Origin of the sequence: Streptomyces sp. NPDC057900 (genome assembly GCF_042887885.1) — a bacterium.
Lineage (GTDB): Bacteria > Actinomycetota > Actinomycetes > Streptomycetales > Streptomycetaceae > Streptomyces.
Map to the genome: position 1 here is coordinate 817,559 of NZ_JBHVOI010000002.1, position 16,447 is coordinate 834,005.

General features: G+C 67.1%; 10 protein-coding genes and 3 pseudogenes. 2 read left to right on the plus strand and 11 right to left on the minus strand.

Going from position 1 to position 16,447, the window contains the following annotated elements:
• Positions 1 to 17 precede the first annotated feature (17 nt).
• From ACFVQ0_RS11075 to ACFVQ0_RS11110, 8 genes and pseudogenes are all read right to left on the minus strand, one after another.
• The gene (locus tag ACFVQ0_RS11075; RefSeq protein WP_390086683.1) at positions 18 to 2,003 is read right to left on the minus strand and encodes a hypothetical protein; all 1,986 of its coding nucleotides are present in this window, start codon (positions 2,001 to 2,003) and stop codon (positions 18 to 20) included.
• Entirely contained in the window at positions 2,000 to 3,181 is a 1,182-nt protein-coding gene (locus ACFVQ0_RS11080; RefSeq protein ID WP_390086685.1) for a purine phosphorylase, read from the minus strand. Before ACFVQ0_RS11080 ends, ACFVQ0_RS11075 begins: the two co-directional genes overlap by 4 nt.
• Complete coding sequence (locus tag ACFVQ0_RS11085; RefSeq protein ID WP_390086686.1) at positions 3,182 to 3,925, minus strand: NUDIX domain-containing protein; 744 nt, start codon at positions 3,923 to 3,925, stop codon at positions 3,182 to 3,184.
• Positions 3,926 to 4,177: 252 nt separating this feature from the next.
• On the minus strand, positions 4,178 to 4,429 hold the full coding sequence (locus ACFVQ0_RS11090; protein ID WP_390087832.1) for a hypothetical protein: 252 nt from the start codon (positions 4,427 to 4,429) through the stop codon (positions 4,178 to 4,180).
• Between the two features lie 28 nt (positions 4,430 to 4,457).
• Positions 4,458 to 5,182: pseudogene (locus tag ACFVQ0_RS11095) on the minus strand (IS110 family transposase); the annotation flags it as partial.
• A 503-nt stretch (positions 5,183 to 5,685) separates the two neighbouring features.
• A pseudogene (locus ACFVQ0_RS11100) lies at positions 5,686 to 5,772 on the minus strand (Uma2 family endonuclease); the annotation flags it as partial.
• Positions 5,773 to 6,089: 317 nt separating this feature from the next.
• Positions 6,090 to 7,922, minus strand: coding sequence for a DUF262 domain-containing protein (locus ACFVQ0_RS11105; RefSeq protein ID WP_390086688.1), 1,833 nt, complete (start codon positions 7,920 to 7,922; stop codon positions 6,090 to 6,092).
• 678 nt (positions 7,923 to 8,600) lie between these two features.
• Positions 8,601 to 9,153: pseudogene (locus ACFVQ0_RS11110) on the minus strand (Uma2 family endonuclease).
• A gap of 78 nt (positions 9,154 to 9,231) precedes the next feature.
• Here ACFVQ0_RS11110 and ACFVQ0_RS11115 point away from each other — a divergent pair.
• The gene (locus tag ACFVQ0_RS11115; RefSeq protein WP_390086689.1) at positions 9,232 to 11,247 is read left to right on the plus strand and encodes a thioredoxin domain-containing protein; all 2,016 of its coding nucleotides are present in this window, start codon (positions 9,232 to 9,234) and stop codon (positions 11,245 to 11,247) included.
• A gap of 48 nt (positions 11,248 to 11,295) precedes the next feature.
• Here the strand turns inward: ACFVQ0_RS11115 and ACFVQ0_RS11120 are convergent, their stop codons facing one another.
• The 3 genes from ACFVQ0_RS11120 to ACFVQ0_RS11130 all read right to left on the minus strand — a co-directional run bounded on the left by ACFVQ0_RS11120 (position 11,296) and on the right by ACFVQ0_RS11130 (position 14,310).
• Positions 11,296 to 11,925 (minus strand): TetR/AcrR family transcriptional regulator, encoded by a 630-nt coding sequence (locus tag ACFVQ0_RS11120; RefSeq protein WP_390086691.1) that lies wholly within the window; start codon positions 11,923 to 11,925, stop codon positions 11,296 to 11,298.
• Between the two features lie 11 nt (positions 11,926 to 11,936).
• A complete protein-coding gene (locus tag ACFVQ0_RS11125; RefSeq protein ID WP_390086693.1) occupies positions 11,937 to 13,454 on the minus strand; it encodes an MFS transporter in 1,518 nt (505 codons plus the stop codon).
• 154 nt (positions 13,455 to 13,608) lie between these two features.
• Complete coding sequence (locus ACFVQ0_RS11130) at positions 13,609 to 14,310, minus strand: hemolysin III family protein (protein ID WP_390086695.1); 702 nt, start codon at positions 14,308 to 14,310, stop codon at positions 13,609 to 13,611.
• A 211-nt stretch (positions 14,311 to 14,521) separates the two neighbouring features.
• Between ACFVQ0_RS11130 and ACFVQ0_RS11135 the strand changes: the two genes are divergently transcribed.
• Complete coding sequence (locus ACFVQ0_RS11135) at positions 14,522 to 16,348, plus strand: phosphoenolpyruvate carboxykinase (GTP) (protein ID WP_390086697.1); 1,827 nt, start codon at positions 14,522 to 14,524, stop codon at positions 16,346 to 16,348.
• The last annotated feature ends 99 nt before the right edge of the window (positions 16,349 to 16,447 follow it).

The window sequence follows — 16,447 nt, forward strand, 5'->3', positions numbered from 1 at the left end:
TCTGCTCGATTTCAGGATCAGCCGGCGACCTGGAAGGGCGTCAGGTTGTCGGGGTTGTGCCGTTCGATCCAGTCCTTCCCGTCCGCCGCGATCCCTTCGAGGAGGCGGAAGGTATGGGTGAGCCCAGTCGCGCTGAGACTGATCTCGGAAATCTCCCGGGCGTCCTCGTCCGGTGCGAGTTGGTGGGCATCGGCATCCTTGACACGGATCTTCCGGGCTGGTCCGTTGGTGAGGACGAGCTCCAAGTCGTAGCCGACGTCGGCGTTCTCCGTCACCTGCACCGAGGACAGTGCGTCGAACCGGTAATTGCTCCGCTCTTCGTTCTTGCGCGTCGAGTCGGCGAACTTGAGCTCGTAGCTGATCTCGCGGATGCCGTCCCGGGTGAACAGGAACAGTCGGATGGCGTACTGCGAGTACCGCCAGGTACCGCCCCGGACTCGGGCGCGCTTGTAGGGGCGCGCCGGGGTGACCAGGATGGTGTGCGTGATCAAGTCTCTCCAGGTGAGCCGGTGGTGCCGCAGTGCCTCGTCCACGAAATAAGTCTTGTCGCAGGTGAGCCAGGTCTCCATTTCCAGCTCGCTGGGGCGGGTCTCGTCCAGGAGTGTCTTCCAGCGCTGGTGAGCCTTTTGCCGTACGGCAAGCTCTCTCTGGTACTCGCGAGCCTCCTGGGCCACTCGGTGTCGCTCACGCCGGAACTCCAGCCACAGCCGAGCGGCCGCGTGCCCCGACCAGATCGCACCGAGCAAGGCCAGGAACGCCCACAGCGGCCGAGGCTGGGCGCCGCCCGAGACCGCCGTGCCGAACCCTGACAGAGCCGCGGCGCCGAGGGCGGTGAGGGCTGCCACGGTCAGGATCTTCGTCCTGGCCGGTGTCCGCTCCTGGTGCCGATCGAACAGGGTGCCGTTGTTGTAGCGGTTTCGGGCCTCTTCGGCGAGGTGCCGGATCAACCAGTTGACTTGATCCACACTGACCCGGCTCTCCCGGTAGAGGTCGGAGATCTCGGCGGCGAGGCCGCTGCGGAACTCAGCGGTGTGTGCGAGCCAGACGTCCGGGGTGAACCCATGGGGTGTGCGGACGCTGAAGTAATGATCGAACCTATGGTGGACGCGCTTGGTGAACCCGTCCTCGGAGGGTGCGGAACTGTGCGGCTGTGGGGTGTCGGCCCCGGCGGTGTGGTCCGGTCGGGATTCCCGGCCCCACCACTGGACGCCGTAGCGGGCCGCGGTACGGCCCGCGCCGAGTGCCACAAGTGACTCGAAGACTGCCTGGGCTGGATTCGCGATCCATGCCAGGGCTCCGAGGACCGCACTGCTGACTACGAACAAGACCACCCGGAGCGGGAGAGCCTCCCGGGCTGCGGCAGCGGCATCAGTGCTCAGGCGGGGGAGCACGGCCCGCGCCCCGATGGGGGAGGGTTCGAAGTAGGCCCAGACCCGTCCGGCCCGGTCGTTGCCGAAGCGCCCCGCTGCGGCCCGGTCGAGGGTCTCCGCCCACAGGTCGTCCTTCAGCCCGCCGGTGAGCATGAGGTCGAGGTGGCGGAGGATCGCATCATGCTGGCGGGACGGCAGGTCGTGCAGCTGTTTCAGTACAGGTCCGGTGCCTCCGCTCGCGGCGCCGAGCGCCGCCAGCAGGTCGAAAGTGACGCGCAGGGCTTCCTTCCACTTGTCCTCGGCGTACGCCCGCACGAGCCCGGAGGCGTGGTGCAGCCGCTGTACCTCTTCGGCGCTGAGGTCGTGGTAGGTGCGTGCGCTGAGCATGGCGAGCACCCAGTGGAACCGAACCTCCGCGTTGTGGTAGCCGTGAGCGATCGCATCGGTGAGCATTTCGCGGGCGCGGCTGGGAATTCCGTCTTCCAGAAGCCGCACCCCCACCCTGTACTTCTCCTGCGGCGAAGCATCCGGGTGGACGAAATAGACGTTGGAGTTGTGTACGGTACCCGCCTGGATCCCGACGTTGGAGTCGTATGCGGCCGAGCTGTACGTGGCACCGTTGCCGTCGCTCATGCTCGGTCACCGGCTGCGGCAATCAAGGGGACCAGCTCGGCCAGCAGCGCAGGGCATTCCGTGACCAGTCCGCGCAGCCTCCTGAGCGTCATGGCTGCCCGCATCGACGTATCACGGGTGTTTCCCTCGGCTGACCGGAGGGCGGAGTCCAGGTCGGCCAGGGCCTCGCGGTATGTCTCCTTGTCGAGGGCGCCTTCAGCGTGGTGTCGCCCTAAATTCTCACGGAAGCCCTTGAGCGCCGCGATCAGGTTCACCGGGCCGGACTCCTGCGGAGCCGTGTTCAGGTGAACGCTGCTGCCCGTGACCGATCCGGCCATGATGCCGACAGTGCTGTTGTGGGCGGTGTTGCTGACAGGTCGGCCGACCGTGTCGGACGAACGGAGCCTGTCGTCCTGGGGCATGGCGCTTACCTCGTGCACGGCGGTCTCCTCCTGTTCCGCTGCCAGCTCCACCGCCAGCCGGATGGCGAACGCCGCCGCGTTGGCGGCGGCCTGAGGCTGCCGGCTGCGGTCGTCCGCGCTGTTCTTCGTGCCGTCCGCCCGGTCGCTGATTCCCCGGATGATGGCCACAGGTGCCCCGTTGAGATGGCCGGCTTGTGCCACGCCGGCCGCCTCCATCTCGATGGCGAGGGCGTCGTTGTAGTGCTGGCGGATCCACTTCGCCTCCGCCGAGATCCTTGAGTTCTGGACGACCTCGCCGGCGGCGATCGCCCCGAAGCGCACCTGTGGCGCGTCCCCGTGGCCGGAGGCAGAGTCCGACCAGTCGTTCAAGCGGGCCAGGTGCGCGGCGAGCTGGCTGATGCCGTGCGGCGCTTCCCACACCCGTGGGCGGGCTTTGAGTCCCTCGTCCTCGCTGGTCCCACCGTGGTAGGCGTACACGTGTGACGCCACTACCACGTCACCCAGTCCGGTGGCGTCCCATAAGGCGCCGGCGACCCCGACGAACAGCACGGCCACCGGCGAGAACTCCTGAATCGCGCGTTCGGCGATCACTGCGGCGGAATGGTTCCCCTTGCTTGTCAGACCGAGCGCCACACGGTGCGTAGTCCCCTGAACGGTTCCCACTTCGAACCGTGTGCCACGCTCATGGCGGTGCATCTGCGGACTCGCCAGCTTCTGGCGCACGGCCTGATACTCAAGATTGAGGGCGGTGAGAATCACCACTGGGCCTTTCGACATCTATTCCTCTTCCCCTCTCGTGTTCTTTTCCGAAGTGGACGGCACCGGCCGGATCAGCGGCGGGAACAGCACGGTCTTCGGACCGGCCCGGTACAGCCGCGCGGGCCGTCCGCCTGTACTCCTGCGGTCTGCGCCGACGGGGATGATGAATCCCTTCGCGGCTTGGACCTTCCGGTAGAAGTTGCGAGTGTCGAGTTCGGTGCCCCAGACGGCCTCGTACACCTGTTGTAGCTCTGCGATGGTGAATGCCTCCCCGCAGAACGCCGTGGCCAGCGACGAGAACTCAAGCTTGGTACGGGCATGTTCGATGCCGTCCGTTGCGATGCGACGGTGATCGAAGGCGAGTTCTGTCTCCCCGGACAGCACGGCTTCTGCGGGAACCCATGCGGCATCGGTGGCATCCGTTCCCGCGACCGGGTCGGGCAGCCCTGGTGCGATAGCCAGGTGCGCGACCGAGACGACTCGGCCCCGGGGATCGCGGCCCGAGTCTCCGTAAACGCCCAGCTGTTCAAGGTGTACCCAGCTGGATGCCAGTGCCGTCTCCTCGCTCAGTTCGCGGTGAGCGGCATCCAGAATCTCCTCGCCGTCGTGGTTCAGGAATCCTCCGGGCAGGGCGGGCATGCCCCGGAAAGGGTCTTCTCCCCGCTCCACCAGGAGGACGTGCAGGCGGCTCTCCCGCAGCGTGAGGATCACGAGATCGACCGTCAGCAGGACAAATGGCGGTGACCATGCGTCATGGGACATGTTCTGTAAGGTACTTCAGTTACTGTCACTCGCACAAGAAGTAGGGGCTGGGATCGATGCACTGCTCGATCCCGTGGTCGTGGTGCGCATGGATGTTCAGCTGGTGGGGTCGAACATGTCGGCTCGTACCTGCCCGCCGTACCGGGAATCCAGCCCGCGACTGGTGCGCTAGTGGCGTCTATGGCGAAGCGGGGGGTGCCCTATCTCTTTGGTCAAGCTGTTGGGGTGCCCCTGGTGGTCGCGGAGCGTGCGTCAGCCGTCCGCCGCTGTCTCGATCCCTGCGTACTCGTAGATCCAGCCCGCAGAGGCGTCGGGGGTTCGAACCGCGATGTAGACGTCCTTGGCGGCGGGGTTCCAGGGGCCTGGCGTTCGGCCGGGCCGAGCTCGGAAGCCGGCAGGTGGCAGTCCTGCCTGGTCAAGATCGACGATCTTGGTCCGTCCCTGGAAGGGGCCCCTGACGACCTTGATGCCGACGGTATTGTTGACGGTTTCGCCCGGAGCCATCGACGGATGAGTGCCAAGTGCTCGGAATGACGATCAGCGCTGCCGCCTCGGTCCCCGGAACGATGACGGTCTGCTCGTTCAGGGCTGCGAGGATCTCCTCGACCAGGCGCTCGGCCATCCTGGGTGCCTTCGGCCGCAGCAGCGTGATCAGCCGTCGGCGTCCGGCTTTGTGTATCTGGGCGGGTGATCCGAACCGTTCCAGCAGCGTGAGGACGGCCGGGTGCTGCAGCCGCGGCCCAGTACCCGTTCCAGCGACGGATGGATCTGGGTCAGCAGGCCGTGGAGCCGGTTGGCGACCCTGGTGGCTTCGCCGGCCAGGTCGTCGTCGAAGCCGACGATCATCTCCAGCTCGGCGATCGTCTCGTCTTCGAGGTCGACCGAGCGCAAGGTGTGTGGCATCGCGCGGGCGGCGTCGGCGATGATGAACGCCTCCCTCGCGTCTGTCTTGGCCTCGCCAGGATAGAGGTCGGCGATCCGCCGCATCGTCAGGCCGGGAAGGTAGACGACCGAGCAGCCCATGTCCCGCGCGACCGTCAGCGGCAGGGCACCGATCGAGGCTGGCTGGTCGACCACGACCAGCACCGTTCCATGCTTGGCCTGGAGTTTCGCGAACAGCCCGCGGAGCTTGGGCTCGGTGTTGGGCAGCCGCTTGTCGAACGCCTTCTTCCCGGCCGGGGTGACGGCGGTGGCGTGGTGTTCGCCCTTGCCGACGTCCAGGCCGAGGAAGACGTCGATGCTGCTGGTATCGATCACGTGCAGGCCCCTCCGCTCACGTTCTCGTCCGGCCTTGCCTGGGCACCGAGCTGCCACATCCACGTTACGGAGAGCTCTTCCGGCTCGGGTGAAGCCGGTGCTCAAGCCCCTCATCAGCGGTCCGTCGATGCCTCCGGGCCCGGTGACACCACCCCCCGGATCATCAACAACAAGGGGGGAAGTCATACCGGACCCGAAGGCCGGTAGCCCCATTGCGGAGCCACGAAAAAGGTAACGGGGGGCTCGCGTCGATGAACTGCGACCGGATCTTGAGATCTAGGTCAGCTTCGTCGGTAGCTGCCCCGGTTGGTGCGATCTTCTGTCGATGCGAACTTGATCAGTTCCTGACTGGACACGGCTAGGACTTGTCCGGCCGATCATGTGAGTTCCGCGTCCGGGCCGTTGATGTGGACGTGGAGCGGGGCGATCTGACAGGTGCCGAGTGGAAACGGTTACTGCCGTTACTGCCGGTCAGTAACGGCAGTAACGGGCGTTGTGGCAGGCAGGCGGACGTCGAAGTCCGTGCCGGCCTTCCAGTCCGGGCCCGCGGCGATGTCCAGGGCGTCGGCCGGAATCCGGGCCAGCCGATGCGCCGTCAGCTTCAATGATCCCGGCGCTGCGGTGTCCCGGATCGACGGATCAGACGTGTTTTCAACCCCGCCACGTGGTGCCAGGTGAATCCGTCGCTGTGATCGAAGACCGCGCATGCCTCGGTGTGTTTCATTCACGAGTTTCTGCATCTGGAGGGAGACTGACTCCACCACATGTAGGCTCCGGCCGCCAACTCGCAAGTTTGAGAGCGGGGTGCCCCAGGTCAAACACAGCTTGACCTGGGGCATGTTGTTCGGAGGTGTAGCGGGCGTTGTCGGATCCGGGACTTTCGTGCCTCGGTATCCCCCGCATCGGGCTATCTAATGCGCGGGGCATGGGTAAATCGCTGGAAGAGCCGCATGTAATCGGACTGCTCTACCTCTTGCACCCCGGATCCCGTCCGCTCATACATGACCTTCTTGTAGAAGGAGGGCTCGGGTGAGGGGGTGATTTTGATGAGGATCACGGCCCGGTCGTGGTAATCGACGAGGCTGATCCCAGCGGCGACTCTCTTCCGCAAGTCAGGTGCTAGACCGGAGCCTGCCAGCTTGTCGGACACCCAGTCGAAATATTTCTTGAGGCTCTCGCCTCGCACCGCGGCTTCTCGTCCTATACCTACGACATCGAACCGGCTGCTGCGTGACTTCACCGGTTCGATACCATCCAGTTGGTGAATTCGACGCACGTCCTTCTCGCTGTCGGCCACTCCTATGACGAGATAACCGGTGTTGTCGGGGCCAGTGTTGGCGATTGCGGTGATGCTACGGAGGATCTTTTCCCACGATCCCTCATCGAATTTCCGCTCCTGGTCCAGAGTCAGCAGTCCTTGCTTCAATTCGAAGAGCGACTGCTCCGTGACCGAGTTCTGAAGAATTCTCTCCAAGTGCGACGCGAGGCCGAACTGTGCGGCGTCCTGGCGGGAGCCTGGGTCGGGCTCGAAGGCATCCCGAACCGCCCCCTTCACCACATCGATGTTCCTCCGCTTGTCTTCCGCCGTCCAGTCGCCGCCTCCTCCCGGAATGTTCAGCGAACCGCGAGGGGTTCCGATATCACGGAGCCTGAGTGCAGCATCCGCGCGTGCAGCGACGCGCAGGCCATCCCTGATGATCAGTTCCCAGAATGCCAGGAATACTGCTTGGAAGTAACGCGGGTAACGATTTCCGGTTCTCCTGCCCACGACGTGTTTCACGAACTTTTCGTCGGCAACGTCCAAGACTGCGCGGAGCTCCTCGTACACCAGGGAGAAGTCGTCCCGGACAATGGACTCTCCGTAGATGTCGATACGTTCGGACAGCCGCCTCTCCAAAATGGCAGGGGCGCTGTCGTTGGCATCGGCCGAGCCATAGACAGCGTCCCGTGTGTAGGTGCCCGAAGAGACGAGAGGATCGATAAGGCAGTCAACGAGAATGTCCAGAATCAGTTGTTCATCGAGTGAACCGCGGACGTCGATGCGCCGCAGAACCGCCTGCTGCACCCAGAAGATGTTGTCGACGTCCACACCGTACGACAAGTGTCGATTGTTGATGCTGAGCTTCGGCATGGTACGCAGTGGGACAATATCGCTGCTGCTCGAATCTCCTCTGATCTCGCTTGCGATGACACGTACCAGCTGCGCGATTTTTGCCGTGGAACCGACCTGGCGGAGTTCCTGTCCAGAGAGTCGACGGCCGCCTGAGTTGATGCGGCGGAAAACTTTGTCCACCTGCTCAGGGTCCGATGCCTTGAAGACCGACATCGGCAGGAGGTAATTGGCTATCTTGCGGGACTGGTCGCGAGGAAGGATTGGCTTCTGTTGTACAACCTTGCCATCGTCGAGCTGACTCTTGGTGTCGGCCAGCGCCTGCAGGTCAAAGAACTGTCCATTGATGTCGAATTCGTTCTCGATGAACGAGAAAATGGCATTCAGGCGCTGCATCCCGTCGATCAGCTCGTAGCTCGTGCCGCCCTCTCCCGATATCTCTGCGACCAGGATGAGTGGGATCGGGAGGTCGCTCAGTATCGAGTCCACGAGGTCGCACTTCTCCTCGACGGTCCAGACGAGTTTCCGTTGGTAGCGTCGGTTCACGGAGAACCGGTCCGCCAGGTAGTCCGTGTAGAGCTTCTGGACGCTCTCGCTGCGAACGGACAGGTCTGACAGGGGGATCGACATCGCAGTTTCTCCTGTGCGTGTGCCTCAGGTGTCCAGGTGATCCTGGGTGGAACGGACCCTACAAGGCGAGCGAACGCGCTGCCGCCACATTTTCCGAACTCGATGGATGGGGCCCGCTCGGCGTCGTCACTCACGTGCAACTCCTCAACGATTCGGCACGTGATGGAGCCTGGCCTCCGTCCGAAGCGCCCGCCTGGAGAGCAGCAGATCAATCACACGTTGGCTGGCTTCATGTCGGGACTTCCGTGGTCGCTCGACACGGAAGACGCCTACAAGGAACGACGTCGGTGCGAACCGGCTGACCGGCACGACACCTAGTCGCGATATCTCGTCAGTACGCATCCAACCTTGTGGACCTCTTGGCCTGTTAGCGCTGGTGCACTGGCTGGACCCATGATTGTCGACTACGTGGGACTCTGTGCGGGGTTCCGATACAGGTTGACGACTTACTGACTCGACAGTCGACGCCTGGGTGTTAAAAGCGCCTCGTCACCTCGACTTGTTGACTCATGGAGAAGTGGTGCACATGAGGCGATCCTGGAATCGAGGGTCCGGTTTCAATTTGGCCATTTATCCGGCATAGGCTCGCCGACTGCGCCCAGTGCCTCAGTCGTGTGGCGAAGCATCGTTGGCAGACGAGCCCCACTACTTCTGCTTTGCAGGACCTAAGGCCAACCATCACAGTGAAGGCGCGGTGGCTCTCACTGTGCCGGTGAACACCTCGTCCTCCCTGTAGGGCCAAGCGACAGGATCGAGAACGCAGGTGTAGGAGATCGGGGCGCCGGTGGCGGCCTGTTCGACGCGCCAGTAGAAGGGATGCCGGCCTTGGCGTACTGGTCCGCCTTCACGATTCGGTCGGTGGTCTCCGGACCGGGCGAGACGACCTGGACGACCAGAAGCACGCGTTCGGGGCGGGTAGGCGTGAGGTTGATGGTCTCCGCCCGGTAGACGGTGACGTCCGGGCGGCGGTTCGTGAGCGGAACGTCCTGCAGGCGGACGTCGAAGCCCGTGTCGGCGTTCCAGTTAGCCCCGCGACTGCGTTCAGAGCATTGGCCAGGATCAGGGCCGGCCGGGTGTGCCGCTTGGAGGCGCTCGGACTCACGACGACTATCCCGTCCACGACCTCGATGCCGACGCACTGCTCCTCGGACCAGGAGTCGTACGGCTCCGCCCTGTTTCCAGGAGCTTCAGCGGCCCCGGCACTGCTGGACCCAGCCGACGGGCGCGTGATGTGACGCCGGGGTACCCGATTCGGATGCGGGCGGCGGGCCTCGCCAACGGGGTTGGGCATTGTGAGAGGCTGAATCGCATGAACCGGCTGGCTGGTGTGACCTCGCCTTATCTGCTGCAGCATGCTGACAACCCGGTCGACTGGTGGCCCTGGGGGCCGGAGGCGTTCGAGGAGGCCCGGCGGCGGGATGTGCCCGTCCTGCTGTCGGTCGGGTACTCCGCGTGCCACTGGTGCCATGTGATGGCGCATGAGTCGTTCGAGGACGAAGCGGTCGCGGCGTACCTGAACGAGCACTTCGTGCCGGTCAAGGTCGACCGCGAGGAGCGTCCGGATGTGGATGCCGTCTATATGGAGGCCGTGCAGGCGGCGACCGGGCAGGGTGGCTGGCCGATGACCGTGTTTCTCACGGCCGACGCGGAGCCCTTCTACTTCGGGACATACTTCCCGCCCGAGTCCCGGCACGGGCTGCCGTCCTTCCGGCAGGTGCTCGAAGGTGTCGTCGCGGCCTGGACGGACCGGCGTGACGAGGTCGGGGAGGTGGCCGGGCGCATCGTCCGTGATCTGTCGCAGCGCACGCTCGCCCACGGCGGGGAGGGCCTTCCGGCCGAGGCGGAGCTGGCGCAGGCGCTGCTCGGGCTGACCCGGGACTACGACGAGAAGAACCGCGGCTTCGGCGGCGCGCCCAAGTTCCCGCCCTCGATGGTGATCGAGTTCCTGCTGCGCCACCACGCCCGTACCGGTGCGGACGGTGCGCTCCAGATGGCGTCCGACACCTGCGGGGCGATGGCCAGGGGCGGGATGTACGACCAGCTCGGCGGCGGCTTCGCCCGGTATTCGGTGGACCGGGAGTGGGTCGTCCCGCACTTCGAGAAGATGCTCTACGACAACGCGCTGCTCTGCCGGGTGTACGCCCATCTGTGGCGCTCGACCGGCTCCGAGTCGGCCCGCCGGGTGGCGCTGGAGACCGCCGACTTCATGGTGCGCGAGCTGCGTACCGCCGAGGGGGGCTTCGCCTCCGCGCTCGACGCGGACAGCGAGGACGCGGACGGGAAGCACGTCGAGGGCGCGTACTACGTCTGGACGCCGGCGCAGTTGAGGGAGGTGCTCGGGGAGGACGATGCCGCCTTCGCCGCGGAGTACTTCGGGGTGACGGAGGAAGGCACCTTCGAGGAGGGGGCCTCCGTGCTCCAGCTGCCCCTCACCGGCCCGGTGGACGAGGCACGGGCCGCCGGCGTACGGGCCAGGCTGCTCGCCGCACGTGAGCGGCGCGCCCGGCCGGGACGGGACGACAAGGTGGTCGCCGCGTGGAACGGGCTGGCCGTCGCGGCGCTCGCGGAGGCGGGCGCGTACTTCGACCGCCCCGATCTCGTCGAGCGCGCCACCGAGGCGGCGGACCTGCTGGTGCGGCTGCACATGGGGCCGGTCGCCCGGCTGGTCCGGACGTCCAAGGACGGGCGCGCCGGGGAGCACGCGGGCGTGCTGGAGGACTACGGCGATGTCGCGGAGGGCTTCCTCGCGCTGGCGGCCGTCACCGGTGAGGGCGTCTGGCTGGAGTTCGCGGGCTTCCTGCTGGACATCGTGCTGGAGCACTTCACCGGCGAGGGCGGTCAGCTGTACGACACCGCCGACGACGCCGAGCGGCTGATCCGCCGCCCGCAGGACCCCACCGACAGCGCCACCCCGGCCGGCTGGACGGCGGCGGCCGGTGCGCTGCTCTCGTACGCCGCCCACACCGGCTCCGAACCCCACCGCGCCGCCGCGGAGGAGGCGTTGGGCGTGGTGAAGGCGCTGGGGCCGAAAGCGCCGAGGTTCGTCGGCTGGGGGCTCGCGGTGGCGGAGGCGCTGCTCGACGGGCCGCGCGAGGTGGCCGTCGCCGGGCCGGTCGGCGGTGAGCTGCACCGTAGGGCGCTGCTGGGCCGGGCGCCCGGCGCGGTGGTCGCGGCGGGGGAGACGTCCGGATCGGAGTTCCCGTTGCTGGCGGACCGGCCGATGGTGGACGGCGCGCCGACCGCGTACGTGTGCAGGCACTTCGTGTGCGAGGCGCCGACCACGGATCCGGAGGCGCTGGCCCGCGCCCTGAACGCTGCTCCGTAACCCTGGCGGGCGCGCGGCGTCAGCTGCGGTGCCGCGCCCTGCCGGCGGTCACAGCAGCAGGCCGCCCTCCAGGGTGTCCAGCGCCTCGTTGATCAGGGCGATCAGGTCGCCCTGCTGTCCGTGTTCGCCCCAGTACAGCGTCACCTCGCGCAGGGCGCCCAGCACCGCCGCGACGAAGATCCGGATCTTCAGGTCGTCGGCGCTCCGGCCGGTGCGGTCGGCGAGCGCCTGGGCCAGGACCTTCGCCGTGTCCGACATGGTCTCCGTCATCCGCGCCCGGATGGCGGGGACCTCCACCATCAGCCGGGTGCGCTGGTGCAGTTCCTCGTTCTCCGTGGCGATGAACGACGTCAGCGTCTCGACCATCATCAACCGCACGGAGACCAGGGGTGGTTCGTCGGCCGGACGGTTCCGCAGCGTCGCTTCCATGATCGGGTCGTACTCGTCGGTGAGGACGATGTCCTCCTTGGTCGCGAAGTACCGGAAGACCGTGCTCGGCGACACCTCCGCCGCCTCCGCGATCTGCTCGATGGTCGTCGCGTCGTACCCCTGCTCGGCGATCAGCCGGTAGGTCGCCTTCCGGATGGCGACCCGGGTCCTGAGCTTCTTGCGCTCGCGCAGCCCCAGCGGGGGCTGCGCGCCGGATGAGGTGTCAGGGGTGTGAGAGGTGGCGGCCATGGTCGCCATTGTCAGGCATCGACGGGGGTGGCGGCCACGTCGGCCGGCTCCTCCTGCCTCGGCTTCTGTGAGGTCAGGAAGGCGCCGACCAGCAGCGCGCTGACCAGTGCGGTGGCGCCGATGACGAGCATCACCAGGCTCATGCCGTGCAGATAGGCGGCGTCGGCGGAGTCCGCGAGCCGCCGCACCCCGAGCTTCGCCGCGACGGCGTGGGCGGCGACGACCGAGTCCCCGGCCGTGTCCGCCGCGGCGGCCGGCAGCCCCGCGGTGTCGAGCCGCCCGCTGTAGGCGCCGGCGAGCAGGCTGCCCAGCAGGGCGATCCCGAGCGCGCTGCCCGTCTGGCGCACGGTCATCAGCAGTCCGGAGCCGCTGCCCGCCCGGTCCGGGGGCAGGGCGCCCATCGCGGCGTCCATGGCGGGCACGACGGCGAAGCCGAAGCCGACGCCTGCGACGGACAGCCAGAGCGCGGTGAATCCGTAGCCGCTGTCGACCGTCGTACGGCTGCCGAGGAACGCGGCGAAGGCGAGCACGACGAGTCCGGCCGACATGGTGGCGCGGGCCCCGAAGCGTGCGTTGACCGGGCCCCCCGCCCGCGTGGCGACGATCAGCCCGCCCATCATCGGCAGCATCCGTACGCCCGTGCCGAAGGCGTCGTTGCCCAGTACGGCCTGGAGGTAGCCGGGCAGGATGAACATCAGCCCGGCCAGTACGAACATGACGAGTGTCGCGGCGAGCGTGCTGAGCAGGAACGTCCGCTGCCGCAGCAGGGTCATGTCGAGCATCGGGCGGCTGACCTTGCGCTCACGCAGGACGAGCGCGGCGATCAGGAGCACGCCCGCGCCCAGCACCGCCAGGACCAGCGGGTCGCCCCAGCCGCGGCCCGGCGCCTCGATGACCGCGTAGATCAGGGCGCCGAGGCCGGTGGCGGTCAGCACGGTGGAGACGAGGTCGACCCTGGGGGCCGCGGGGTCGCGCGTCTCGGGGAGCAGGAACACGCAGGCGGTGATGCCGATGCCCACCATCGGGACGTTGATCACGAAGACCGAGCCCCACCAGAAATGGTCGAGCAGCCAGCCGCCCACGATCGGGCCGAGCGGCATGCCGAGCGCGGAGGCGGCCGAGACGATGCCGATGGCCTTCATCCGGTCCTTCGGCTCCCCGAACAGCGAGGGCAGTACGGCCATGGCGAGCGGCATCACGAGGGCGCCTCCGACGCCCATCACGCAGCGGGCCGCGATCACGGCCGGCACATCGGTGGCGAGCGTGCCGACGACCGAGCCGACGAGGAAGATGCCGAGGCCCGTGATGAGCATCCGGCGCCGGCCGAAGCGGTCCCCGAGCAGACCCGCCGGAAGCATCAGCGCGGCGAACACCACGACGTACGCGTCGGCCATCCACTGCTGCTGGCCGGTGGTGGCGCCGAGCTCACCGGCCATGGTCGGCAGCGCCACGTTGAGGATGGTCATGTCGAAGCCCAGGACGAGTGTGCTCGCCACCAGCGCGCCCAGGGCCCACCAGCGTCGGTTCATGGCGTACTCCTTTGAGAGTTACAGTCAAGTGACAGTAACTCTCAAAAGATGGTGAGTGTCAATGTGGGTCTCGTGCCCTCGGTGTTCGGGCAGGTGGGAGTGTCCGGGCACGGGAAAGGGCCGCGACGTGAACGCCGCGGCCCTTCTCGGGGTTTCAGCTCTGGCTGTACGCCACCAGGGAGATGCCGACGTAGTGCACGACGAACGCCGCCAGGGTCAGCGAGTGGAAGACCTCGTGGAAACCGAACCAGCGCGGTGACGGATTCGGCCGCTTGATGCCGTAGATGACGCCACCGGCGCTGTACAGGACCCCGCCCACGACCACCAGTACCAGCACCGCGATCCCGCCGGTCCGCATGAAGTCCGGCAGGAAGAAGACCGCGGCCCAGCCCATCGCGATGTAGCAAGGCGTGTAGAGCCAGCGCGGGGCGCCGACCCAGAACACCCGGAAGGCGATGCCCGCGACCGCCGCGCCCCAGACCGCCCACAGCAGCGGGGTCCCGGTGGAGCGGGGGAGGAGCAGCAGGGTCAGCGGGGTGTAGGTGCCCGCGATGATCAGGAAGATGTTGGCGTGGTCCAGCCTGCGCAGCACCGCCTCGCCGCGCGGCCCCCAGGTGCCGCGGTGGTAGACGGCGCTCACGCCGAACAGCAGGCACGCGGTCAGGATGTAGATCCCGCAGGCGATCCGGCCGCGGGTGGTGTCCGTGAGCGCGATGAGCACGATGCCCGCGATCAGGACCGCGGGGAACATGCCGGCGTGCAGCCAGCCGCGCATCCGTGGCTTCAGCTCGGCGAGGTCGGTTCCGGCTGGTTCCAGCCCGGTGGGCTCGGGCGCGGCGGCAGCGGCAGCAGTCATTCCCGCATCGTACCTACGCCACCGTAGGTTGCGGATATGAGTGGCGATGCTCACGTGGGCGGCCCCCTGGACATATGGGCGGAACGGTCGGATGATCAAATGAGTGCGGTCGGCACCGGATGAGCGCCAGGGGAAATCCGAAAGGGTAGAAGCATCCGGGTCGCAGCCCCCACGGGGCCTACCAGACAGACACCCTCATCAAGGAGCGATCGTGGCGCGCGACATCGCGGCTCCCCTCACTGTTCCCACCAACCACCAGGAGCTCGTCTCCTGGGTCGACGAGATCGCAGCCCTCACCGAGCCGGACCGAGTGGTCTGGTGCGACGGCTCCGAGGCCGAGTACGAGCGCCTGTGCGGGGAGCTCGTGGCCAAGGGCACGTTCACCAAGCTCGACGAGATCAAGCGCCCGAACTCCTACTACGCCGCCTCCGACCCGAGCGACGTCGCACGGGTCGAGACCCGTACGTTCATCTGCTCCGCGAAGGAGGAGGACGCCGGTCCGACGAACCACTGGAAGGATCCCGCCGAGATGCGGGAGATCTTCGTGGGGGAGAAGGGCGTCTTCCGCGGCTCCATGCGCGGCCGCACCATGTACGTCGTGCCCTTCTGCATGGGCCCCGTCGGCTCGCCGCTCTCCGCGATCGGCGTCGAGATCACCGACTCCGCGTACGTCGCCGTCTCCATGCGCACCATGACGCGCATGGGGCAGCCGGTCCTCGACGAGCTCGGCACCGACGGATTCTTCGTCAAGGCCGTCCACACCCTGGGTGCTCCCCTGGAGGAGGGCCAGGAGGACGTTCCGTGGCCCTGCAACTCCACCAAGTACATCTCGCACTTCCCCGAGGACCGCGAGATCTGGTCCTACGGTTCCGGCTACGGCGGCAACGCCCTGCTCGGCAAGAAGTGTTACGCGCTGCGCATCGCCTCCGTCATGGCGCGCGACGAGGGCTGGCTCGCGGAGCACATGCTGATCCTCAAGCTGACGCCGCCGCGCGGGGAGTCGAAATACGTGGCCGCCGCGTTCCCGAGCGCCTGCGGCAAGACGAACCTCGCCATGCTGGAGCCCACGATCTCCGGCTGGACCGTCGAGACCATCGGTGACGACATCGCCTGGATGCGGTTCGGCGAGGACGGCCGGCTCTACGCGATCAACCCCGAGGCCGGTTTCTTCGGCGTCGCGCCCGGCACCGGCGAGCACACCAACGCCAACGCCATGAAGACCATGTGGGGCAACTCCGTCTTCACCAACGTCGCGCTCACCGACGACGGCGACGTCTGGTGGGAGGGCATGACCGAGGAGGCCCCGGCCCACCTCACGGACTGGAAGGGCAACGACTGGACCCCCGAGTCCGGGACGCCCGCCGCCCACCCCAACGCCCGCTTCACCGTCCCGGCCGGCCAGTGCCCGATCATCGCGCCCGAGTGGGAGGACCCCAAGGGCGTGCCGATCTCGGCCATCCTCTTCGGCGGCCGCCGCGCCTCGGCCGTGCCGCTGGTCACCGAGTCCTTCAACTGGCAGCACGGGGTCTTCCTCGGTGCCAACGTCGCCTCCGAGAAGACCGCCGCCGCCGAGGGCAAGGTCGGTGAGCTGCGCCGCGACCCGTTCGCCATGCTGCCGTTCTGCGGTTACAACATGGGCGACTACATGAAGCACTGGATCAAGGTCGGCGCGGACGAGCCGGACCAGTCCAAGCTCCCGAAGATCTACTACGTGAACTGGTTCCGCAAGAACGAGGCCGGCAAGTTCGTCTGGCCCGGCTTCGGCGAGAACAGCCGCGTCCTGAAGTGGATCGTCGAGCGCCTGGAGGGCAAGGCCGAGGGCGTCGAGACCCCGATCGGCGTCCTGCCGGCCGAGGGCTCGATCGACACCGAGGGCCTCGACCTCTCCGAGTCGGACCTGGACTTCCTGCTCAAGGTCGACAAGGAGGTCTGGCGCGAGGAGGCGGCGCTGATCCCCGAGCACCTCAACACCTTCGGTGACCACACGCCGAAGGAGCTGTGGGACGAGTACCGCGCCCTGGTCCAGCGCCTGGGCTGAGGTTCTGGTCCAGCGCCCGGGCTGAGCGCCGGTCTGTTCCGGCCGGGCAGCACCGCGTAGGACACGGCCCGCCCCGTCCCGCACGTCGAAGGGACGGGG

Excerpts from the sequence above, each read along its gene's own strand:
- ACFVQ0_RS11120 (WP_390086691.1), bottom strand. The coding sequence starts at position 11,925 with ATGGCCGCCACCTCTCACACCCCTGACACCTCATCCGGCGCGCAGCCC.
- ACFVQ0_RS11090 (WP_390087832.1), bottom strand. The coding sequence starts at position 4,429 with ATGGCTCCGGGCGAAACCGTCAACAATACCGTCGGCATCAAGGTCGTC.
- ACFVQ0_RS11105 (WP_390086688.1), bottom strand. The coding sequence starts at position 7,922 with ATGTCGATCCCCCTGTCAGACCTGTCCGTTCGCAGCGAGAGCGTCCAG.
- ACFVQ0_RS11075 (WP_390086683.1), bottom strand. The coding sequence starts at position 2,003 with ATGAGCGACGGCAACGGTGCCACGTACAGCTCGGCCGCATACGACTCC.
- ACFVQ0_RS11085 (WP_390086686.1), bottom strand. The coding sequence starts at position 3,925 with ATGTCCCATGACGCATGGTCACCGCCATTTGTCCTGCTGACGGTCGAT.
- ACFVQ0_RS11125 (WP_390086693.1), bottom strand. The coding sequence starts at position 13,454 with ATGAACCGACGCTGGTGGGCCCTGGGCGCGCTGGTGGCGAGCACACTC.
- ACFVQ0_RS11080 (WP_390086685.1), bottom strand. The coding sequence starts at position 3,181 with ATGTCGAAAGGCCCAGTGGTGATTCTCACCGCCCTCAATCTTGAGTAT.
- ACFVQ0_RS11130 (WP_390086695.1), bottom strand. The coding sequence starts at position 14,310 with ATGACTGCTGCCGCTGCCGCCGCGCCCGAGCCCACCGGGCTGGAACCA.
- ACFVQ0_RS11115 (WP_390086689.1), top strand. The coding sequence starts at position 9,232 with ATGAACCGGCTGGCTGGTGTGACCTCGCCTTATCTGCTGCAGCATGCT.